The following is a 21,270-nucleotide window of genomic DNA, read 5'->3' on the forward strand; positions in this document are numbered from 1 at the left end:
GTGTGCGGCTCACTTGAGGAGGGCGCCGGCGTCGATCGGCAGCGTCACTCCGGTGACGAAACGGGCCTCGTCGGAGGCCAGGAAGAGGACGGCGTTGCTGATGTCGAGGGCCTCCACCCAGGGGGTGGGCAGCACGTGCATGCCCTGCGACACCGCGGCGAAGTCGTCGGCGGTGGGGTTCTCCAGGTCGGGGCGGAACATGCGGTAGGTGCCCTCGTGCATCACCATCGGCGTGTTGACCTGGGTGGGATGCAGCGTGTTGACGCGGATGGCGTGCTGCCCCAACTCACCGGCCATGGTGCGCATCAGCCCCACCACACCGTGCTTGGCGGCGATGTAGTGGCCGATGTTCGCGTAGCCCTTGAGCCCGCCCACGGAGCTGGTCAGGACGACCGAGCCGCCCCGGCCGCCCGCGACGATGTGCGGCGTGGACACCTTGGTGGACAGCCATACGCCGGTCAGGTTGACGTCGATCATGTCGCGCCAGGTCTTCTCGTCCATGACGTCGAGCGTGGCGCCGTCGCTGCCGAGGCCCGCATTGGCCACGACGATGTCCAGTCGGCCGAGTTCGGCGACGCCGTCGTCCACCGCCGCCTTGAGCGCGTCGTGGTCGCGGACGTCCGCCTGCACGGCGTGGATGCGCCGGCCCAGCTTCTGCACCTGGTTGACCGTCTCCTCCAGGTCCTCGGGCGTGGACATGGGGAACGTCACGCCGTCCAGCTGCTTGCAGACGTCGACGGCGATGATGTCGGCGCCCTCCTCGGCCAGCCGTACGGCGTGGCTGCGGCCCTGGCCGCGTGCGGCGCCGGTGATGAAGGCGACTTTGCCTTCGACTCGTCCGGGCATGACTGCCTCGCTTTCCTGGGTTGGGTGTTGGGTGTCGGGTCGGGTCGGGTGACGGTGGCGGGGAGGCCGGGTCACCGGTCGGTACGTCGACGGCCGCGCAGGACGAGCACGAGGAGCAGCAGCGCGGCGAGTGCGCTGGCGGGCGGCGCAACGCGCTTGAGGACGCCGACGCCGGCCGCGTCGATGAGGTCGATGGGTTCGGCGGGGCGCGGTGGTACGGCGGCGGGGGGCTCGCTGCGGGCGGACGCTGCCGCCGACCCGGTGTCGTCGGCTTCGGTCGGGGCCTCGGGCGGCGGATCGCCGGAAACCGGTGGGATCGTGGTCAGTTCGTCGGCGAGGTTCTTGGCGAACTGATCGATGAGGGTGCCGGCGACCTCGGCCAGGGTGCCGCGGCCGAACTGGGCGGGCTTGCCCGTGATGGCGAGGTCGGTTTCCACGAACACGTCGGTGGAGTTCTCGCCTGAGCCGACCAGGCGGCAGGTCACCAGGGCCTTCGCGGTCCCGTTGCCGCGCGTCTCCCTCCCGCCGGCCTCCAGGATCACGGTCCTGTCCGTCTCGTTCTGCGACAGGAACTTGACGGTGCCCTTGTAGGTCAGGCTGACCGGGCCGAGCTTGACCTTGATCCTGCCCTGGCAGGCGTCACCGTCCCGGGAGGTGAGCATCGCCCCGGGGACACAGGGGGCGACGCGCTCGATGTCGAGCAGGACCCGCCAGGCCTCGTCCGCCGCCACGGGAATGCTGAGGGTGTTCTCCAGTTTCATGCGGAGTCCTTCGTCTCGGCGGCGGCCCGGACGGCGTTGACGATCCCCTGGTAGCCGGTGCAACGGCACAGGTTCCCGGACAGGGCTTCGCGGATCTCCTCATCGGTGGGCTTGGGGTTCTCGGCCAGGAACGCGGTGACCGAGACCACGAACCCCGGGGTGCAGAATCCGCACTGCAGTCCGTGGTGTTCGCGGAACGCCGCCTGGACGAAGGAGAGTTCACCGCTGGGTGCGGCGAGCCCTTCGACGGTTGTCACCTCGGCGCCGTCCGCCTGCACGGCGAACACCAGGCAGGCGCGGACGGCCTCGCCGTCCAGCAGCACCGTGCAGGCACCGCAGACTCCGTGCTCGCAGCCCAGGTGCGTCCCGGTCAGGCCGCAGTTGACGCGCAGGAAGTCGGCGAGGGTGAGCCGGGGCGGCACGGTGTCGCGGCGCGGGACGCCGTTGATCCGTATCCGGATGTCGATGTCAGCCATGGACTGCCTCCTGTACGGCGCCCCGCCAGGCGCGGGCCACCATGGCCGCCCCCACGCGCCTTCGAAAGTCGGCCGACCCGTGCAGATCGGACGGAACCGAGTCGAGGCCCGACACCGCGGAGTGCCCGATGTCGTCGGCCATCGCCTCGGCGGGCTCGGAACCGACGAGTGCCAGCTCCGCCTCAGAGGCCCGGCACGCGGTCGGCCCGAGTCCGAACAGGCCGATGGCGCACCGGTCGACACGTCCGTCGGTGCCGAGACCCACGGCGACGGCGGCACCGGCGATCGCGAAGTCCCCGCTCCTGCGGGCGAATTCCTCGACGGCGAATCCACAACGGCCCTGCCGGGCAGGGAAGACGACACCTGTGAGGAGTTCGTCCTCCGCCAGTGCGGTGCTCCAGGTACCGGTGAGGAATCGCGCGGCGGGGATGACGCGGCGTCCGCGCGGAGACAGCGCTTCGAGTTCGGCGTCCAGGGTCAGTGCCACCGCGGGGTATTCGGCCGCGGCGTCGGCATGGGCGAGTGATCCTCCGACCGTGCCGCGGCTGCGGATCTGGAAGTGGCCGATCAGCGGTGTGGCACGGGCGAGAAGCGGTACAGCGGTACGTACCTCGTCGGAGCGCTGGATGGTGGCCTGGGTTGTTCCCGCACCGATCCACACCGCCCGGCCCCGGTGCTCGATACCCCTCAGCTCGTCCAGTCGGCGCAGATCGACGAGGTGCCCGAAGGCCGCGAGCCGGAGCGCCAGCATGGGGACCAGGCTCTGGCCGCCGGCGATGGCCTTCGCCTCGTCCCCGAGGTCGGCGAGAAGAGCGACCGCCTCCTCGACGTCGGCGGGGGCGTGATACTCGAACGGTGCGGGCTTCACGCGGTCACCGTCCCCCGCAGCCGGGCCTGCTCCAGCAGTTCGACGATCGACGCCGGCGTCAGCGGCAGCCGGGTGATCTCCACACCCAACGGTGCGAGGGCGTCGGCGACCGCGTTCACGACGGCCGGGGCCGAGCCGATCGCGCCGCCCTCGCCGACTCCCTTGTGGCCGCCGGGTCCTGGGCCCGGTGTCTCGATGTGCCCGAGCTCGATGGTGGGCACATCGGCGGCCGTGGGAAGCAGGTAGTCCATGAAGGTGGTGGTGAGCGGGTTGCCGTCGTCGTCGTAGACGAGGTGCTCGTAGAGGGCGCCGCCGATCCCCTGGACGGTGCCGCCGAAGATCTGGCCCTCCACCACACTGGGGTTGATCATGGGCCCGCAGTCCTCGCTCACGATGTACCGGAGCAGCTTCACCGCGCCGGTCACCACGTCCACCTCGCACGTGCACAGGTGCGTCGCGTTGGCCCAGATCATGAGGTGCGGTGTGCGGTAGCGGCCGCTGGCCTCCAGGCCGGCCGGTATGCCCGGTGGCAGCGCGTGGACCTGGAAGTAGGCGAGGTCGGCGATCTCGGCGAGGGTGAGTCCCTTGTCGGGGCTGCTCTTCACCGACGCCCGGCCGCGCACGAACTCCACGTCGTCGACGGCGACTTCGAGCCGGTGCGCGGCGATCTCCAGGATGCGTGTCCGTAATCCGGCGGCGGTTTCGGCGATCGCGCCGGCGGTCATGGGGCCCGAGCGGCTGCCGCCGGTGCCGCTGCCGAACGGGGTGACCGCGGTGTCGCCCTGGATCGTGCTGACGTCCTCGATGGCAACACCGAGCGCGTCGGCGGTGAGCTGGACGACCGTGGTCTCCAGACTGTTTCCGCACGATCCGCCGGCGACGTAGACATTGACCTTGCCGGAGGGCTCGATCCGGATGGTCGCGCCTTCCGTGCTGTGGAACGGCGTGGCGCCCGCGGTCGGTTCGACATACGTGCAGGTGCCGACGCCGATGTAGCGACCCTGGGCGCGGGCCTGTTCCTGCTCCCGCCGGAAGGCCGGGTGGTCGAGCATCTCCAGGGCCTGTTCGAAGGTCTCGTACGGCGTGATGTCGTCGTAGGGCATGCCGTTGAAGTTGACCGTCGGCAGGTCTTCGCGGCGCAGCATGTTCCGGCGCCGCAGTTCCACCGGGTCCATGCCCAGGCGGCGCGCGGCGGTGTCGAGCAGAACCTCGCGTGCCATCGACTCGAACTGCCAGGGACCGCGATAAGCCACCCGACCACTGGTGTTGGAGAACACGAAGCGGGACGAGAAGGTGCCCTCCGGGGTGCGGTACGGGCCGGGGAACAGCATGCCGACGGCGATACCGCTCTGGACCGGGGACGGCGTGGGATAGGCCCCCGCGTCCTGGACGTGGTCGAGGGTGGCGGCCAGGATCCGGCCGTCGTCGCCGAAGGCCATCCGCGCCTCGCCGTGCTCGTGACGCGCCTGGCCGGCCGCCAGCAGATGTTCCTGGCGGTCCTCGATCCACTTCAGGGCGGCGGGCAGCTTGACCGCCGCCAGCATGACGCACATGTCCTCGCGCTGCGGCAGGACCTTCTGCCCGAACCCGCCGCCCGTGTCGCGCATGACCACCCGCACCCGGTGCTCGTCGATGCCGAGCAGACGCGCGCAGAAGGAGCGGACCTCGTGCGGGGACTGGGTCGCCGCCCAGATCGCCATCTCACCGGCGGGCGCCGACCATTCGGCGACGATCCCACGTGTCTCCATGGGTACCGGGCCGTAGGACTGCTGGTGGAGGGTCACGCTCACCACGTGCGGCGCCCTGTCGAAGACCGGCGCGAGATCCTCCATCGGGCGCCCGCCAAGCTGCCCCACCAGATTGCCGGGATGTGTCGCGTGCACCGACTCGGCGGACTCCAGCGCCACGGCGTAGTCGACGACCGGCGGAAGCTCGTCGTAGTCGACGACGACCAACTCGGCCGCGTCCTCGGCCGTGTAGCGGTCCACGGCGACGACCATCGCCACCGGATCACCGACGAACCTCACCTCGTCCTCGGCGAGCGGCGGACGGGGCGTGTCCGGGTCGTCCCGCCCGTTCAACGAGTACCACTGCTCGCGTAGACCGGGGTTGAGGTCCTGCGCGACGAACACGGCGTGTACGCCGTCCAGTTGGAGCGCCTCCGACACATCGACGCCGGCGATGCGGGCTCGGGCGACGGGGCTGCGGACGAAGCAGGCGTGCAGCATGCCGGGGCGGACGATGTCGTCGACGTAGGTGCCGGTGCCGGTCAGCAACCGCGGATCCTCGACCCGCAGGGTGCGGGTGCCCGTGTAGCGGTGGTCCGGCGCCGCCTCGTCTGTGGTCCGTGCCATCGGTCTGGCCCTCCGTTCACCTCGATGTGACCGTCAGGGACGGGTGGATCAGCCCGAGAGATCCGGGCGCTGAACGAGTGTTCAACACACTCGCTGAACAACTGTTTAACATCGCCCTTCGGCGCCGTCAAGGACAATGAGCGGCATGACTGCGCCTCGCCGTATGGGCACCGAGAACTCCAAGACGCGCCGACAACTGCTCGATGTCACCGAGCGGCTGATGCTCAAGGAGGGGTACGCCTCCGTCGGCATCCGCCGGGTGGCCCGCGAGGCCGAGGTCGCCCCGGCGCTGGTGCTGTACTACTTCCGCACCCTCGACGACCTCCTCCTCGCGGTACTCCGACGACGTGCCGAGGAGGAGTTGGAGACCTCTGCGCGCGTACTCGACTCCCCTCAGCCGCTGCGTGCCCTGTGGGACATGAGCAGCCAGCCCGGCGCCGCCCTCACCTCGGAGTTCATGGCCCTCGCCAACCACCGCAAGGCCATCCGTGCCGAACTGGCCGAGCACGCCGAGCGCTACCGCCGGCTCCAGGTGGAGATCCTCACCAGGAAGGCCGCCGAGGAGGGTCTCCCACTCCCCGATGTCCCTCCCGTCGCGCTGCTCGTCCTCACCACGGCTCTCGCCCGGGTCCTCGTGATCGAGAGGGGCCTGGGCATGACCGGCGGGCACGCGGAGACCGAAGCCCTCGTGGAGCAACTGCTCCAGCGGTTCGAGGGCGCCCCGGCTGCCGACCGCGGCCCATCGGCCGGCGAGTGATCAGCGCAAGCGGTCACGTCCCGGCCGAGGGCTTTCGGCCGTCGAGTCCTCGCCACCGCTCCCGCACGGCACGCGCCGCCGCCTTGGGCCGTCGGTCCCGGGTGAAGACACCCTTCCGGTTGCCGTCGACCCGGTGGATGCCGTTCGAGGTCTGGAAGTCGGCGAAGTTCCAGACGTGTTCGCCGACGACCGCTTCGATCCGGTCGAAGACCCGGTGGTACGCGGCAAGATGGGCGGCCTGGTACTCCTCCGTCCACGGCAGGTCCCACACCGAGTGCAGCCCCGGCAGGGTGTCCGCCCCGTACTCGCTCATGATGATCGGCTTGCCGAACTTCGCGGCCCAGCCGCGCAGATCGCCCGCCAGGTAGGTCTCGGCCGTGGCCAGGTCGCCGGTGGCGATGTACCAGCCGTAGTAGCGGTTGATGCACAGCACGTCGAAGAGGTCGGCGATGCGGTCGTTGTCGGACGTCGCGAACATGACGGCGGCGTAGCTGAGGGGGCGCGTGGGGTCGAGCTTGCGGGTCAGCTCGACGAGCGGCTCGAAGTATTCGCGGGCGCCCTCCTCGTTGGAGGACGGCTCGTTGGCGATGCACCACATCACCACGCTGGGATGGTTCTTGTCGCGGGCGACGAGTTCACTGATGGCCTGGGCATGGGCGGCACGGGTGTCGTCGTTGATGGTGTCGGGCGAGAAGGTGGGGCGTGGCGGAGTACCCGTCAGCCCGCCCTCGACGGCCAGGTTCAGGCCCACGGCCGCCGTCTCGTCGATGACGACGATGCCGTGCCGGTCGGCGAAGTCCAGTACCTCCTCTGCGTACGGATAGTGCGAGGTGCGGAAGGAGTTGGCGCCCACCCACTCCATGAGCTGGAAGTCGTGCACGAGGTACGCGTCGTCGTGGCCCTTGCCGCGTACCGGGGTGTCCTCGTGCTTGCCGAAGCCGGTGAAGTAGAACGGCTCACCGTTGATGAGGAACTGGGTGCCTCTGACCTCGACCGTGCGCACGCCGAAGGGCTGGACGTAGGTGTCCACCACCTGGTCACCGTCCACGACGTCGGCGACGAGGTCGTACAGGTAGGCCGCGCCCGGGCGCCACGGTGTCACGCCGTCGATCCGTACGGTGCCGCTCGCCCCGTCGGCCGCCGCCACCTCGGCTCCCGACGCGTCCAGGACACGGACGCGGACCGGGGCGGGCGTGCTGGTGACGACCTCGTACCCGACCGTTCCGGTGGTGCCGTCGAGGCCGGTCACGAGCGTGATGTCGTCGATGTGCACGGCGGGCACGCTGTGCAGCCACACCGAGCGGGCGAGGCCGGCATAGTTGTAGAAGTCGTGCAGATACGTCTGCTTCCTGCGGCCGTCCTGGCTCACGGTGATCGTGCCGGGCGGGATGGTGGTGTTGGTCAGCTCGTTGTCGACCCCGATCGTGAGCCGGAACTCCTGGCCGGGGCGTACGTTCTCGGTGATGTCGGCCTCGAAGGGCGTGTAGCCGCCGATGTGTTCGGCGACCAGGACGTCGTCGACGTACACACTTCCCTGGTGCGTGGCGGCGTCGACGCGCAGGACGACACGGTCGTCCCCCCAGCCGCGCGGCACGCGCACCCGGCGCTGGTACCAGACCCGGCCGACGTGGTCACGGATCGCGCTGTCGGTGAACAGGTCGTTGTAGCTGGCCGGCACCGGGGCTTCGAGTTCGGTGGCCAGTGGGCCGGTCCAGGGGCGCTCGCCCACGGCCGTGTCGACGGCGAACCTCCAGATTCCGTCGAGGTTCACCAGTTCGCGAGTGGCGGTGGGTCGGGGTTTCAGCATCGGGTTCCTCTCCGGTGTGGGGATGCTCATCAGAGGTGCCCGCAGCGCGCCACTTCGCCCAGCCAGGCCAGGCTCGGCTTGGGTTGACGCTCGAACGTCTCGCGGTCGACGGCGATCAGGCCGAACGTCGGCCCCCAGTGCCCCCATTCGTAGTTGTCCAGGGCGCTCCAGTGGAGGTAGCCACGAACGTCCACGCCGTCGTCGATGGCGGCGAAGAGGTGGCCGAGCGCCTCCGTGGTGTAGCGGATCCGCTGCTCGTCGTCGGCCGTGGCGATCCCGTTCTCGGTGATCAGGACGGGCACACCGCCGGTCCTCTCCCACACGTGCCGGACCGAGGTGCCGATCCCGTCGGGCCGGTACGCGGTGCCCGTCAGGGTGGTGTCCGGGCCCAGCGGATGCGGGACGACGCCGTTCTCGTCGACGGCCTGGCTGGAGTACACCTGCACACCGATGAAGTCGTCGCCGAGCGCCGCGTCGAGGTACAGGTCCTCGCGCACGTAACGGACCTCTTTCAGCTTCTCCTCGTTTCCGGGGGTCGCCGTGAGCGCCGGGCAGGCCACCGTCCAGCCGACGGCCGCGTCCGTGTGCTTCTTCAGAATGTCGCGGACGGCGTGGTGCGCCTCACCGAGCCGGCGCCCCACCTCCGGGTCGGGGTCCGGAATGACCGGGCGCGCGGCGCCGTCGACCGTGGGGCTCATCCACTTCTTCGCGTCGCCGGAGTCGGCGGAGTACTGCCGGCCCATCGTCACCATGACAGCGAGCATGTTCGGCTCGTTCATGGTGCAGACCCACTTGACGCCGTCCAGGATTCCGGTGACCGCCTGGACATACGTCTGGAAGCGCTCGATGGCCCGGTCACTCGTCCAACCTCCCTCCTGCGCGAACCAGTTGGGGTTGGTGAAGTGGTGCAGCGTGACGACCGGTTCGAGTCCCAGATCCCGCGCGGTCTCGATCATCCGGCGGTAGTGCGCGAGTTCGGCCCGCGATATCTCGCCGGGGGCGGGCTCGATCCGCGCCCATTCGATGCCGAAGCGGTACGCGGTCAGGCCCGCGTCGGCCAGCAGGCGCATGTCCTCGGCGTAGCGGTGGTAGCTGTCGCAGGCGTCGCCGCTGAGCTCGAGGCCGGGCGCAAGATGCTCGCGGGCCCAGAAGTCGCTGTTGAGGTTGTTGCCCTCCACCTGGTGCGGCGCCGTGGACGCGCCCCAGAGGAATCCGGGAACGAGTTCGGTCATCGTCAACTTCCTTGTCCGAGGGAGCAGAACACTGCGGAGAGAAAAGAACGAGGTCGAACCGCAGAGGGCGCTGCGAGGCCCACCGGTCCGGTCGACGCAGAGCGGCTGAGGGTGGACCGCCCTTCGACGCTGACAGCGAATGTGGAGAGTTCACAGCGTGCTCCGTGCCGCGGCCGACCGCCGTCGCTCCTCGCGCCGTTTCCGCTGCTCGGCCGGGTCCGCGACCGGGCCGGCGAGCAACAGGCGCTGGGTGTAAGGGTGTTCGGGGGTGGAGGTGACGCGGCCGGCCGAGCCGGTCTCGACGATGTCGCCGCGGTGGACCACGCTCACCCGGTGGCTCACATACCGGATGACCGCCAGGTCGTGCGAGACGAAGAGATAGGCGACGCCGGTACGCCGCTGGATGTCGACGAAGAGGTCGAGCACGCGAGCCTGTGTCGTCAGGTCGAGTGCGGAGACCGGCTCGTCGCAGACGATCAGCTTCGGCCCCGGGGCCAGGGCCCGGGCGATCGCGACGCGTTGGCGCTGGCCGCCGCTGAACTCGCGAGGCAGCCGCTCGGAGGCGTCCGCCGGCAGCCCCACCTGGTCCAGCAGTTCACGCACGCGCGCCCGGGCGTTGCGCGGGGTCGCCCCCTGCACCACAAGAGGCTCACTGAGGATGTCGCCGATGGTGAGCGACGGGTTGAGGGAGGTGTAGGGGTCCTGGAAGACGACCTGGAGATAGCGCGCGAGGGCGCGACGCTCCTTCGCGGTGCAGTGGGTGATGTCCTGGCCTAGAAAGCCGATGCGTCCGCCGCTGGGCTTCACCAGGCCGAGCACCGCCCGGCCGATGGTCGTCTTGCCGGACCCGGACTCGCCCACGATGCCGAGCGTTTCGCCCTCGTCCACCGCCAGGGACACCCCGTGCAGCACCTCATGCGGCCGGGCACGGAACCCGCGCCCCGGGTAGGCCACGCGCAGGTCGCTCACATCGAGCAGGGACGTCGTCATCGCGCCTCCGTCTCGAGCGCGTCCGTGGCCGGCCGGTCGGTGCGCAGGGTGCGCTCGTCGAGGATGGAATCCAGCAGCATCCGGGTGTGGGCATGCCGCGGAGTGCGGAAGATGTCGAGCACGTCGCCCGTCTCGACGATCCGGCCCTCCCGCATGACCGCGACGCGGTCGCAGATGTCCGCGACCACACCGAAGTTGTGGGTCACCAGGAGCACCGCCATCTTCAGTTCCTTCTGCAGGTCGCGCAGCAGGTCGAGAATCTCCGCCTGCACGGTCACGTCGAGCGCGGTCGTGGGCTCGTCGGCGACGAGCAGCCGCGGACGGCTCGCGACCGCCCCGGCGATGAGCGCGCGCTGTGCCATGCCGCCGGAGATCTGATGCGGGTAGGAGGAGAAGGTGCGCGTCGGATCCGGGATGCCGACCCGGTCCAGGAGAGCGAGGACACGCTCGCTCGCGTCGCGCCGCGACATGGGCGAGGCCGCGCGCAGGCCCTCGACGAGCTGCGCTCCGACGGTGCAGTTGGGGTCGAGGTTGGACATGGGTTCCTGCGGCACGTACGCGATGGATGTCCCGCGTACGCTGCGCAGTTCACCCTCGCCGAGGCCGAGGAGTTCACGTCCGTCGAGCCGGATCGAGCCGCGGGTGACGACCGCTTCGGCGGGCAGCACGCCCAGGATCGCGAACGCGGTCTGGGTCTTGCCGGATCCCGACTCGCCGACGAGACCGAGGGTCTCCCCTGCCTCCAGGCTCAGCGTGACGCCACTGATGACCTCCTTCAGCTCGCCCGACGGCGTCGGGTAGGCGAGCGCGAGGTCCTGCACCGCGAGCAGACCCGGTGCCGCCGCCAGGGTGCCGGTCGGCGCGGTCGTCGGTCGGCGCTCCGGAGCCGCAATCCGGGACGGTTCGGGCCGGCCGCCCTCCAGGGCGTCCCTCAATGAGTTGCCCAGCAGCACCAACGATGCGGTGATGATGCCGAGCAGCAGGCTCGGCCAGAGGAACTGCAGTGGTTCCTCGTAGAGGTTGGTGAAGCCCTCGGAGATCATCGCTCCGAAGCTGGGGACCGAGCTGGATCCGACGCCGAGAAAGGCGAGGCCCGACTGGACGGCGATGGACGATCCGGCGAGGAACGCGGTGGCGATGACGACCGGTCCCCGGACCACGGTGAGTACGTGCCGTCGCAGGATGCGCCGGTCGGGCAGGCCCGAAACACGTGCGGCGTCCACGTACAGCTCGTTCTTCACACCGAGGACGAGGTTGCGTACGAGGCGGTAGATCCCGGGTGAGAGCAGTACCCCGAAGATCAGCATCGTCGCGCGGTAGTCGCCGTCCGTCACCGGGAGCAGGACGATGAGCAGGATCAGGCCCGGGAAGGTCATGACGAGACTGAAGACCCATTCGGTGACGCCCCGGACGCGGCGGCCGAAGTAGCCGCCGACGAGCCCGAAGGTGACACCGACGGCCAGGGCGATGCTCGTGCCGATGAGGGCGGAGACCACGCTCGTGTTGATGGAGGCCAGCAGCCGCGCGAGGATGTCACGCCCGCTCTTGTCACCTCCCAGCGGGTAGTCGTGAGTTCCGACGCCGGCGTTGACCGCGTCGAGAGAGGCGTTGTCGGGGCCGTGGTCGCTGATGAGCGGGGAGAGCAGGCCGAGGAGGAGCACGGCCAGGAGGAGGCTCGCGCTGATGACGGCCTGTGGGTCCGTCAGGAGCCTGCGCAGCGGCGACCTGCGGCCGGGCACGGCGGTGCGGCGTTCGGTGGTCAACTCAGGATCCTCGCCTTCGGGTTGAGCCAGCCGTTGACGAGATCGACGACAAGATTGACGCCTACCACGAGCAGCACACCGAACAGGCTGATGCCCATGATGATCGGGATGTCGCCCTGCAAGGAGGCGCTGAAGGCGTACTGGCCGAATCCCGGCAGTGCGAAGACCTGCTCGATGACGAGAGCCCCGCCGAGCATCTGGATGAACTCCAGGGACAGGACGGTGAGAGCCGGGCCGGCCGCACCTCGCAGGGCGTGGCGCAGCACGATCGACCGGGTCGGCAGCCCCCGTGTCCGCAGGGTGCGGATGTAGTCCTTGCGCAGTTCGCCGATCATGGCGCCGCGGATCTGCGAGGTGAGGTTGGCTACGCCCCCCATCATCAGGGCGACGACGGGGATGGCGATGGTGGAGGCCCAGCGGGCCGGGTTCTCCGTCAGCGGTGTGTAGCCGGTGGCCGGGAACCAGTGCAGCTTGACGGCCAGGACGTAGACGAGGGCGATCGCGATCAGCAGGTTCGGCACCAGGTGGCCGACCAACGCCGTGCCCTGCGCGATCCGGTCGACGGCGCCGCCGCGGGAGGCGGCCAGGACGCCGAGCGTCACGCTGATCACCGAGGTGGCGAGCAGGGCGAGGAGCACGATGGACAGCGTGACGCCGAGGCGGGCCGTGATGGCCGAGCGGACGGGCTCACTGGTGAAGTAGGAGAAGCCGAGGTCCCCACGTACCGCGTGGGACAGCCAGTCCAGGTACTGGGTGAGCAGCGGGCGGTCGAGTCCCATCTGTGCCTTCTGGGCCTGAACGCGGGCGGGCGTCCCGCCGCTTCCCACGATGCTGCCGGCGACGTCGTCGAAGGAGGTGCTCAGCAGCAGGAACGTGATCATGGTCACCAGGACGGCGAGCACCAGGCCCGCTCCGAGGCGACGCAACACATAGACGATCATGATGCGGCTCCCTCCCGGGCACTAGTCGGCGGCACCGAACTGCCGGATGGTGGCGAGCGTCGAGGAGCCGTCACCGAGGTAGGTGATGCCCTTCTTCGTCACCCAGTCGCTCCCGATGTGGAACACGGGGCCGTACCACGCGTTCTCGACTCCGAACTTGTTGATCTCCTTGTAGACGTCCGCCGCCTCGGCGGGGTCCAGCTCCCGGTTCGCCTGGTCCAGCAGCCTGGTGAGCTCGGGGTCCGTGGAGTTGAAGACGTTGCGGTAGCCGGTCGGGCTGTAGAAGTTGCGCGCCTCGATCGGGGTGGTGTTCAGCCCGTCGACAATCAGGAACATCGGGTACTTCTTGGAAGCGAGGGCCGAGACACTCTGCTGCGGCGGCACCGGCTGCCACTTCACCTTGATCCCGATGTCGGCGAGCGCCTGCGTGAACGTCGGCTCGAACGACTTGGTGAAGACGAGGCTCGGCATGGTCACCGAGAAGCCGTTCGGGTAACCGGCCTCGGCCAGCAGCTTCTTGGCGGCTGAAGGGTCGTAGGAATACGTCTGGTCCAGCACCGGGTCGTGGCCGGGCCCCTTGGGGTTGAAGATCTGCTCGGTCGGCCGGCCCGATCCCCGGAGCAGCTGCTTCACCATCTTCGTGCGGTCGAAGGCCATGTTGATCGCCTTGCGGACCCGTACGTCACCGAGCGGCTGGAGTACGTCGCCCGCGCGGTCCCCCAGAACCAGGGCCGCCACCGCTGTCGCCTGAACGTGCTCGGTCTCGAAACCGGCCGACTCGAAGGCACCGACCTGCGAGACGTCGACGGTGCCGGCGTTGGTCTCGCCGGCCTTCAGGGCGTTGGCCATCGCGGTCTGGTCGGAGATCACCCGGATCTTGACGGTCGGGAAGGGGTAGGCCTTCTTGTTCCAGTAGTCGTCGCGCCGCTTGAGCACGTACACAGACCCGTTCACCGTCGCCCCCTTGTCGAGGGTGTAGGGGCCGGAGCCGACCGGGTTCAGCGCTGCGCTCTTGGAGGTCATCGTCTTCGGGTCGCCGATGACACCGGCGGCCGTCGAGAGGGACGTCAGCAGTGAACCGTCCGGCTGCTTCAGCTTGATGACGACCGTGCCGGCATCGGGGACCTCGACCGAGTCGACGGAAGCCAGCACCCCCTGGTTCGGTCCGGGCGTCGTCATGATCCGCTCCAGCGTTGCCTGCACGGCGGCCGCGTCGACGGTGCTGCCGGAGCTGAACTTCATGCCGGTGCGCAGCTTCAGCGTCAAGGTGCGCGCGTCGCTGGAGTACTGCCAGCTCTCGGCCGCGCCGGCCTGTAGCCGACCCTTGTTGTCCTGGATCAGCAGCGTGTCGTAGACCGAGTCCCAGACGTACATCTGCTGGCCTTCGAGGAGTTGGGTGGGGTCGAACGAGTTGGGCGTGCCGAAAACAGCGATGGCGAGCGTCGTACCCGAGGACGACGAGGCTTCGGTCGACTGGCTGTCGCACGCAGACGATGCGAGCAGGGCAGTGGCGGCCCCCAGGGCGGCCAGGACTCGAACACGCGATGGTGGGTGCGGGTGTCGGATGCGCATGGGGTGGATTCCTTCGTCCGGGAACCAACATGTGCCGAGACCTCTGTCACGGCCCGATGGCCATGGCGGAGTGAAGTGGTGAGCGCCGTGCGACTGAAGGGGGCGTGCGTCTACCGGTTCAACGGCGTGCGGGTGTCGTCGTACATGGGCGCGTCCACCCCCTTGGTCGGCCCTATGGGTGAACGATCGCGCCAACTATTGCCAGCTGTTCGGTTTTCGATCGGACGTTAGGCCTGCGCAGCGGGCACGGGAAGAGTGCGATCAGCCTTCGTAACCAGAGCGTTACCTTTCACTCGGTCGCGATCACCACCGAGTGAATGCCGACCATGTGATAAATTTTGGTGCCCAGTTGCTGCGCAGGACCGCTGCGGCCCGGCACCGTCGAAGAGGGTGAGCCCACCGTGGGGCAGGCAAAAGCACGTGGTCCGTACGCCGGAACACCAGCCCGCAAAGCGGAGATCGTACGGGCGGCACGCGAAAGTTTCGCCGAGAACGGCTACGCCAAAGCCTCCCTGCGGGACATCGCAGACCGGGCCGGCATCACCCACACCGGTCTCGTCCATCACTTCCGCAACAAGGACGAACTCCTTGCCGAGGTGCTCGCCGCACGCGACTCGGAGGAATGGCAGCAGGGCCTGGCACAGGTCGACAGCCCGGACCAGCTCGCGCCCTACCTCGGCGAGCTCATCCGCCACCACCAGAAGGCGCCCGAGCTGATGCGCCTGTGGATCGAACTCGCCGCCGCGGCCTCACGGCCCGACCATCCCGCCCACACCTATTTCATCGAGCGCTACGAGCGCGGGCGCGCGCAATTCGCCGAGGGGCTCCACGACGAGGCGGCCCGCAGCAAGCTGCGCGAGGATCTCAGCCCCGAGAGGGCCGCGGTTCTCTTCCATGCCGTGCTCAACGGGCTCCAACTGCAGTGGGTGCTCGACCAGGATCTCGACATCGTCGGCCCCATCAACGACTTCGTACGCATGCTTCTCGATCGGGACGACCGGTGAGGTAGCGGGGAGCAGGTGGACGCGGCAGGCCGTGAGTACGGCGGAGAACGGGTATACGGCTCCGATCCGGTCCTGATCATCGAGCGTGAGGAAGTCCTAGTCCGCCAGCACATCACCTACGGTTCGGCCGTACGGGCGGCGACCTCTCTCAGTGCGCCGGAATCTGGCGCACGCTCGAGACACGCACCTCGTGCCGCCCTGTCAGTGATGACATTCTTCCGCCCTACGGCCATCTCAACCATCTCCGTAGTGCTGCGGCCCGTCACCGCCAAGGGGCCAGACACCGCCGGAACCACCAGCAGGAGAGTGCCGTTCACCCAGGTCCACTCCGAAGCCCGGTGTGATGACACCGCCGCCAGCCCGTCTCCCCTCCTGGACAACGCCTGGTATTCGACCAGCGCACTCACCGCCCGGTTGCGTGTGGACGCCTCGTCTCTGCGCCGCTGGCGCACCGTCAGGCCGCCACAGGGCCCGCCGCTCGTCTCGGTCTCGGAACGCGTCGTCCTCTACAGCGCGCTCGAGGACGAGGCGAAGGAGTGGCTGCGGGCCATCATCGAGGCCGCGCAGGCCGGCCTCACCCCGTCGCTCGCCACGATCAAGCTCGCCGACTACGGCGAAGCGAACATGGATCTCGCCCTGCGCGGCCCGGAGTTGAGAACCCTCGACCCCTGACTCTCGGGCTGGCGTATGCGCGTGGTCCCCGCCCTGGGCCACCTCGCCGTACGGATGATCACCAACGGCGTCGCCGACCGCACCGCACAGAACTGGATCGTCGACGAGCACAGGCGCTCAACGGTCAAGAACGCCATCGCCGTTCTCGTCCGCGTCATGGAGCAGGCGGTCCGCGACGGCATCATCAAAGTCAACCCGGCCCGGGTCGGCGGCCGGCAGAAGCTCTACAAGCAGGCCGAGGACGAACTCCTCAACCCCCGGGCGCTCGCCCTGCCCGACTGGGACACCCTCGTCATCCTCTTCGCCGCGAGCACCGCCGCCCGGCTCGGAGAGGTCTCCGGATACCGCGTCGGCGACATCGCGACCAGTGGATCTGGACCGTACAGCGCCAGACCACCCCCGCACCCGGCGGACTGACCGACAAGGGCACCAAGGGCAAGCGCGCCCGCAGGGTTCCCATCATCGAGGAGATCCGATCGGCTACGAACACCTACGCCGCCACGACCTCCGGCACACCGGAAGGGCCGCTCCCCATCCGGTCCCCAGAAATGATCAAGGGGCGGTTTCGAATTCCTCCGAAACCGCCCCTGCCCTGCGACTCTCACGAGTCGGGACGACAGGATTTGAACCTGCGACCCCTTGACCCCCAGTCAAGTGCGCTACCAAGCTGCGCCACGTCCCGGTGCGTCGACCCGCGGTCGCCCCGCGTGATCGCACAGACAAACCCTACCGCACACCCGCCCGTGCCTCCGAGGGGTCACGGAACGGTCACCGAGGCATCAAGGGCCCCTTACCGCATCATCCGCCGCACTACCGTCGACCCACCTGAAACACGACCCAGGGGGACGACCATGAGTAACCCGTACAACACTGCCGGCACCCCGCAACCGGCTCCGATACCGGGTCCCGGACCGGACCGGCAGAGCCCGAGATGGGCCCGCAAGAGATTCGTCCTGCCCGCCCTCGGGCTGGCGTTCTTCATCGGCATCGGCGCGGGCGCCGGCGGCGAGGGGGACGGGAAGGACCCGGTGTCCGCCGATCCGCGGCCCACCGCGACCGTCACGGCCACGGCGACCGCGACGGTCACCGCCACCGAGACGGCCGCACCCGAACCCGCCCCGACGGTCACGGTGTTGGCGACCAGGACCGTCACGGCCGAACCGGCTGCCGACACCGGCACCGACACGGGTTCGGGCTCCGACGACGGCTCTGGGTCCGATTCCGGCTCCGGTGACGAGAGCGTGTACTACGACAACTGCTCCGCGGCCCGCGCGGCCGGTGCCGCCCCGGTGCGTGTCGGCGATCCGGGCTACGGACGGCATCTCGACCGGGACGGCGACGGGGTCGGCTGCGAGTGACCCCTGCGAGGGTCAGGCGTTCGGGTCGAACGTGATGCCCGCCGGCATGGCCGCCGCCAGGTGGGAGTTGAAACTGCCGTCCTTGAGGCCGAAGTTGGCGCTGCCCCAGTTGGCGGAGGTCAGGGTGTCACGGATGCCTGACGGGTAGCCGTTCCAGCCGACCAGCGGCGGGTACTGCCAGGTTCCCTCGTGGTTCTCCGGCGGCTCGTCATTTGTGGTCGCCAGGCGGAAGCAGTGCGTGCTGATGCCGTCCTTGTGGTAGACGATCTTGGGGTGGGTGCCGTCCCAGCGGACCTGGCTGCGGTTGTAGATGCTGAAACTGCCGTGGTTGGACGTCGAGACGTACTGCGCCACGTTGTTCTGCACCCACACCACCACGTGCTCCCAGTCGTGCCGGTGCCCGCCGAGGCTGCTGCCCGCGAGGGCCTGGTCCTTCTCGAAGTAGAGGCCGTAGATGATCGCGCACCAGCCGTTGTTGCACTTGTAGCGGGAGTAGCCGTTGGTGTTGTCGAGGTCGGAGGCGTCACGGCACTCCCCGTTGAGGGCGCCGGTCGGGTTGAGGCCGCCGTTGAGGGTGCCCGTGGGGCCGATGGCGGGGGTGGAGTAGCAGCCGTCCGTGTCGTAGTCGTAGGCCGGCTGGTACGTCTGCTCGGTGCTGTCCGCGTTGGCCGGCAGGGCTGCGGGCGGGGCGGCGAGGGCGGTGCCGGGAAAGGCGACGAGCAGCGCGATCGCGCTGCCGAGGACGAGCGAGGCTCTGCGGATGCGCACACGTCTCTTCACTGGGGCCTCCTGATCGACGTCCGGGGTGCGGGGCTCGGCCAGATTGGCATGCCCATATCACGGAACGGTCACTCGGAAGGAAAGGTTCAGGGGCGCGCAGTGGACGTCCCGGCTACTCCGGCGGCGTGGGCGTGTCATGTGTCCGGTACATCGCCTGTATGTCCAGCTCCAGTTGGACGGTCGGACCGACCACCGCGATGCCCCGGGCCAGCATGGAACGCCAGTTGAGGGTGTAGTCCTCCCGGTGCAGTTCCGCCCGGGCGAGGGCCGCGCAACGCAACTCCTCGCCGTAGCCGCCGTTGACGGATCCCAGGTAGGTCGTGTCCAGGGATATCGAACGGCTCACCCCGTGCATCGAGAGCGAGCCCTGCACCGTCCACTTCGCGCCGGCCCGGTAGGAGAAACGCGAGCTGACGAAGTCGATGTACGGAAAGCGCTCGACGTCCAGGAAGTCCGCCGACCGCAGATGGTCGTCCCGGGTCCGGTTGCCGGTCGTGATGCTCGACGCGTCGATACGGACCTGGACCCGCGAGTCGGTCATCGACGGCGCCACCTGGATGCCGCCCTCGAACCGCTCGAAGCGGCCGTGCACATGGCCCATGCCGACATGCTTGGCGATGAACCGGATCGCCGTGTGCGGCGGGTCGAACAGCCAGGCGCCGGGCACCGGAAGGTCCATCGGCCGGGCGGGCTCCAACTGGACGCGCTGCGCCGGGACCATCACACCGTCGAGGAGATCGACCGTCTCGCGGTGCGGCGTCAGACCCTCGGCGAAGACCATCAGGCTGTAGCGGCCCGCCGGAAGAACGGCGAGGAAGTAGCCGTACGGGTCCGTCGTACCGCGTGCCACCACCTGGTGGGCGTCGGACCTGCTCACGGTCACCTCGGCGCCGCCCATCGGCTGCCCCAGCGGATCCAGCACCTCACAGCCGAGGGAACCCGCACCGGGCGGGAGGGCAAGGGAGAGGCCCGCGCGGTCGGAGACGCCTTTGGACCGCAGGCGCCTGAACAGTGCGAGGGCCATGGGATCACCTTTCTGTTGCTGTGCTGGTTGACCGGGATGAGGTGGATGAGGCGAGGGAGGTGCCGGTTGCCTCAGTCCGTTCCCGGTGCCGCGCCCCGGTACGCCGCCCGCAGCACCCCGACCACACCCTCCGCCGTGACCTCGCGCGGGTTGGCGTACGGCTGCCCGGTGACCTGGTCCGCCGCCACCGTCAAGTCGGCCTCGGTGAGGCCGAGTTCGGCGAGGGAGCGCGGGGCACCGAGGCGTCCGGCCAGTTCCCAAAGGGCGGTTGGGGCATCGGCCGCGGCGCCCAGGGCACGGGCGACGGCGTCGGCCGCGTCGGGTGCGGCGGGCGCGTTGTAGGCCAACGCGTAGGGCAGGACGACCGTGTGGGTCTCGGCGTGCGGCAGGCCGAAGGTGCCGCCGAGGACATGGCACAGCTTGTGATGCAGGCCCATGGTGGTGGCGCCGAGGCAGGAGCCGCAGAGCCACGCCCCGTACAGGGCCCGGCCGCGCGCGTCGAGGGACGTGGGGTCGGCGGCCACGTCCGGGAGTGCCTCGGCCATCGCCCGTACGCCCTCCCTCGCCATCAGGGAGACGATCGGTGAGGTGTCGGGGGCGTACAGAGCCTCGACGGCGTGCGCGATGGCGTTGATTCCGCTGGTGACGGAGAGCGGGACGGGCAGGGAGAGGGTCAGTTCGGGGTCGTACACCACGCTGCGCGGGAGGACGGTCCGGTCGCGGCCGGTGCGTTTCACGCCGTGCTCGGTCAGGCCCCAGACGGGGGTCATCTCCGAGCCTGCGTAGGTGGAGGGCACGGCGATCAGCGGCAGCCCAGTGCGCAGCGCGATCGCCTTCCCGAGCCCGATCGCGGAGCCGCCGCCGACGGCGACACACCCGTCGGCTCCGGCCGCGAGCGCCACCTCGACGGCCCGGTCGGCGACTTCGACGGGTACGTGCATCCGCGCCTCGTCGTGCAGACCCGCCAGGGCCGGTCCGAGCGAGTCGGCGACGGCCTCCGCGGTGTCCTTGCCGCGTGCCCCGCACACCACCAACAGCCGCCGCAGACCGAGCCGTTCGGCCTCCCCGGCCGTCGCGGTCACGGCGGCCCCGGCCCGCAGCACGACCCGCATCGGCTGGGCCTCGTACACGAAGTCCGGTCCACCGATCACGACTTCTTCTCCGACTTCTCGAGTACGAGGTCGAAGCGTGCGTGGCGGAACGGGTTCGGTACGCCGAACTCCCGTGCCAGGGACGGGTCGTCGGTCTCGGTGAAGTCCTGGACGAGGCTCTCCTTGACCGCGAACACGGCGTCCGAGTCGAGGTAGTCGCTGCCCGCGACGAAGATGTGGGTGGTGACGGGCTCGTGGCCGTCGGCCGTGGTGATGAAGTGGATGTGGGCGGGGCGGTAGGGGTGTCGGCCGGTGGAGTGGAGGAGTTCACCGACCGGGCCGTCCGTCGGAATCGGGTACGGGCTCGGCACGCACGTACGGAACCAGAAGCGGCCCTCCGCGTCCGCAGTGAAGAGTCCGCGGCCGTTGCCCGGTGGCTGTACGTCCGGCTGCTGGACGTCGTAGTAGCCCTCGGCGTCGGCCTGCCAGACGTCGAGTACCGCTCCGGGCAGCGGAGTTCCGTCCCGGTCGAGGACGCGCCCGCTGACCACGCAGGGCTCGCCGGTGCCGACCAGGTCGATGTCGGCGCCGAGTTCGCGTACCGGTGACTCGGTCATGTGGAAGGGGCCGAGGACGGTCGACTCGGTGGCGCCCGGGTCGCGGTGGCCGTTGAGGGTCTCCACCAGCATCGAGACGCCGAGGACGTCCGACAGCAGGATGAACTCCTGCCGGGTGTCGGTACAGGACTGGCCGGTGGCCGTGAGGAAGCCGATGGCCCGCTCCCACTCCGCCATCGTCGGCTCGGTCTCCCGTACGAAGGCGTGCAGGTGCCGGGTGAGGGCGGTGAGCAGTTCGCGCAGACGTGGGTCGGCGGTCCCGCTCATGCTGTCGACGACCGCTTCGGTGACGGCCGTCGTGAATCCGGCGGCGCCTTCACCCGTGTCGGTTCCCGTGGTTTCCGTGCTCATTCCGTG

The 21,270-nt window shown here is 69.4% G+C and carries 20 protein-coding genes and 1 tRNA gene; 5 read left to right on the top strand and 16 right to left on the bottom strand.

What is annotated here, in order from left to right; translation table 11 throughout:
* Positions 1–9: 9 nt before the first annotated feature.
* The 5 genes from ACWCRB_RS01330 to ACWCRB_RS01350 form a co-directional block, all read right to left on the bottom strand.
* Positions 10–846 (bottom strand): mycofactocin-coupled SDR family oxidoreductase, encoded by an 837-nt coding sequence (locus ACWCRB_RS01330; protein ID WP_450994028.1) that lies wholly within the window; start codon positions 844–846, stop codon positions 10–12.
* Positions 847–917: 71 nt separating this feature from the next.
* The gene (locus ACWCRB_RS01335) at positions 918–1,607 is read right to left on the bottom strand and encodes an SRPBCC family protein (RefSeq protein WP_450994029.1); all 690 of its coding nucleotides are present in this window, start codon (positions 1,605–1,607) and stop codon (positions 918–920) included.
* On the bottom strand, positions 1,604–2,083 hold the full coding sequence (locus tag ACWCRB_RS01340) for a (2Fe-2S)-binding protein (protein ID WP_450994030.1): 480 nt from the start codon (positions 2,081–2,083) through the stop codon (positions 1,604–1,606). Before ACWCRB_RS01340 ends, ACWCRB_RS01335 begins: the two co-directional genes overlap by 4 nt.
* Entirely contained in the window at positions 2,076–2,951 is an 876-nt protein-coding gene (locus ACWCRB_RS01345) for an FAD binding domain-containing protein (protein ID WP_450994031.1), read from the bottom strand. The genes ACWCRB_RS01340 and ACWCRB_RS01345 overlap by 8 nt, the downstream gene beginning before the upstream one ends.
* Complete coding sequence (locus tag ACWCRB_RS01350; RefSeq protein ID WP_450994032.1) at positions 2,948–5,305, bottom strand: xanthine dehydrogenase family protein molybdopterin-binding subunit; 2,358 nt, start codon at positions 5,303–5,305, stop codon at positions 2,948–2,950. Before ACWCRB_RS01350 ends, ACWCRB_RS01345 begins: the two co-directional genes overlap by 4 nt.
* Before the next feature lie 145 nt (positions 5,306–5,450).
* Between ACWCRB_RS01350 and ACWCRB_RS01355 the strand changes: the two genes are divergently transcribed.
* Positions 5,451–6,062, top strand: coding sequence for a TetR/AcrR family transcriptional regulator (locus tag ACWCRB_RS01355; RefSeq protein WP_450994033.1), 612 nt, complete (start codon positions 5,451–5,453; stop codon positions 6,060–6,062).
* A 13-nt stretch (positions 6,063–6,075) separates the two neighbouring features.
* Here ACWCRB_RS01355 and uidA read toward each other — a convergent pair whose 3' ends face one another.
* The 6 genes from uidA to ACWCRB_RS01385 form a co-directional block, all read right to left on the bottom strand.
* Positions 6,076–7,869 carry a beta-glucuronidase gene (uidA, locus tag ACWCRB_RS01360; RefSeq protein ID WP_450994034.1) on the bottom strand — a complete coding sequence of 598 codons (1,794 nt, stop codon included), beginning with the start codon at positions 7,867–7,869 and terminating at the stop codon, positions 6,076–6,078.
* Positions 7,870–7,898: 29 nt separating this feature from the next.
* Entirely contained in the window at positions 7,899–9,101 is a 1,203-nt protein-coding gene (locus ACWCRB_RS01365) for a glycoside hydrolase family 1 protein (protein ID WP_450994035.1), read from the bottom strand.
* A 150-nt stretch (positions 9,102–9,251) separates the two neighbouring features.
* The gene (locus ACWCRB_RS01370; protein ID WP_450994036.1) at positions 9,252–10,091 is read right to left on the bottom strand and encodes an ATP-binding cassette domain-containing protein; all 840 of its coding nucleotides are present in this window, start codon (positions 10,089–10,091) and stop codon (positions 9,252–9,254) included.
* A complete protein-coding gene (locus ACWCRB_RS01375) occupies positions 10,088–11,854 on the bottom strand; it encodes a dipeptide/oligopeptide/nickel ABC transporter permease/ATP-binding protein (RefSeq protein ID WP_450994037.1) in 1,767 nt (588 codons plus the stop codon). Before ACWCRB_RS01375 ends, ACWCRB_RS01370 begins: the two co-directional genes overlap by 4 nt.
* The gene (locus tag ACWCRB_RS01380) at positions 11,851–12,795 is read right to left on the bottom strand and encodes an ABC transporter permease (RefSeq protein WP_450994038.1); all 945 of its coding nucleotides are present in this window, start codon (positions 12,793–12,795) and stop codon (positions 11,851–11,853) included. Before ACWCRB_RS01380 ends, ACWCRB_RS01375 begins: the two co-directional genes overlap by 4 nt.
* 21 nt (positions 12,796–12,816) lie before the next feature.
* Positions 12,817–14,367: an ABC transporter substrate-binding protein gene (locus ACWCRB_RS01385; protein WP_450994039.1), complete on the bottom strand. Its 1,551-nt coding sequence runs from the start codon at positions 14,365–14,367 to the stop codon at positions 12,817–12,819.
* 401 nt (positions 14,368–14,768) lie between these two features.
* Here ACWCRB_RS01385 and ACWCRB_RS01390 point away from each other — a divergent pair, with 401 nt between their 5' ends.
* The 3 genes from ACWCRB_RS01390 (at position 14,769) to ACWCRB_RS01400 (ending at position 16,460) form a co-directional block, all read left to right on the top strand.
* On the top strand, positions 14,769–15,371 hold the full coding sequence (locus tag ACWCRB_RS01390; protein WP_450994040.1) for a TetR/AcrR family transcriptional regulator: 603 nt from the start codon (positions 14,769–14,771) through the stop codon (positions 15,369–15,371).
* Positions 15,372–15,620: 249 nt separating this feature from the next.
* Entirely contained in the window at positions 15,621–16,043 is a 423-nt protein-coding gene (locus tag ACWCRB_RS01395; RefSeq protein WP_450994041.1) for a hypothetical protein, read from the top strand.
* 15 nt (positions 16,044–16,058) lie between these two features.
* The gene (locus tag ACWCRB_RS01400) at positions 16,059–16,460 is read left to right on the top strand and encodes a hypothetical protein (RefSeq protein WP_450994042.1); all 402 of its coding nucleotides are present in this window, start codon (positions 16,059–16,061) and stop codon (positions 16,458–16,460) included.
* A 191-nt stretch (positions 16,461–16,651) separates the two neighbouring features.
* On the opposite strand, the gene ACWCRB_RS01405 is transcribed toward ACWCRB_RS01400, so the two are convergent.
* A tRNA-Pro gene (locus ACWCRB_RS01405) sits at positions 16,652–16,725 on the bottom strand.
* A gap of 169 nt (positions 16,726–16,894) precedes the next feature.
* Here ACWCRB_RS01405 and ACWCRB_RS01410 point away from each other — a divergent pair.
* The gene (locus tag ACWCRB_RS01410; RefSeq protein ID WP_450994043.1) at positions 16,895–17,401 is read left to right on the top strand and encodes an excalibur calcium-binding domain-containing protein; all 507 of its coding nucleotides are present in this window, start codon (positions 16,895–16,897) and stop codon (positions 17,399–17,401) included.
* Positions 17,402–17,413: 12 nt separating this feature from the next.
* Here ACWCRB_RS01410 and ACWCRB_RS01415 read toward each other — a convergent pair whose 3' ends face one another.
* The 4 genes from ACWCRB_RS01415 to ACWCRB_RS01430 all read right to left on the bottom strand — a co-directional run bounded on the left by ACWCRB_RS01415 (position 17,414) and on the right by ACWCRB_RS01430 (position 21,264).
* Positions 17,414–18,181: an NPP1 family protein gene (locus ACWCRB_RS01415; protein WP_450994044.1), complete on the bottom strand. Its 768-nt coding sequence runs from the start codon at positions 18,179–18,181 to the stop codon at positions 17,414–17,416.
* Positions 18,182–18,293: 112 nt separating this feature from the next.
* Complete coding sequence (locus ACWCRB_RS01420; RefSeq protein ID WP_450994045.1) at positions 18,294–19,205, bottom strand: YceI family protein; 912 nt, start codon at positions 19,203–19,205, stop codon at positions 18,294–18,296.
* 71 nt (positions 19,206–19,276) lie between these two features.
* The gene (locus tag ACWCRB_RS01425; RefSeq protein WP_450994063.1) at positions 19,277–20,317 is read right to left on the bottom strand and encodes a maleylacetate reductase; all 1,041 of its coding nucleotides are present in this window, start codon (positions 20,315–20,317) and stop codon (positions 19,277–19,279) included.
* 35 nt (positions 20,318–20,352) lie between these two features.
* Positions 20,353–21,264, bottom strand: coding sequence for an intradiol ring-cleavage dioxygenase (locus tag ACWCRB_RS01430; protein ID WP_450994046.1), 912 nt, complete (start codon positions 21,262–21,264; stop codon positions 20,353–20,355).
* Positions 21,265–21,270: the final 6 nt, after the last annotated feature.

Source organism: Streptomyces sp. NPDC002156 (assembly GCF_053593675.1).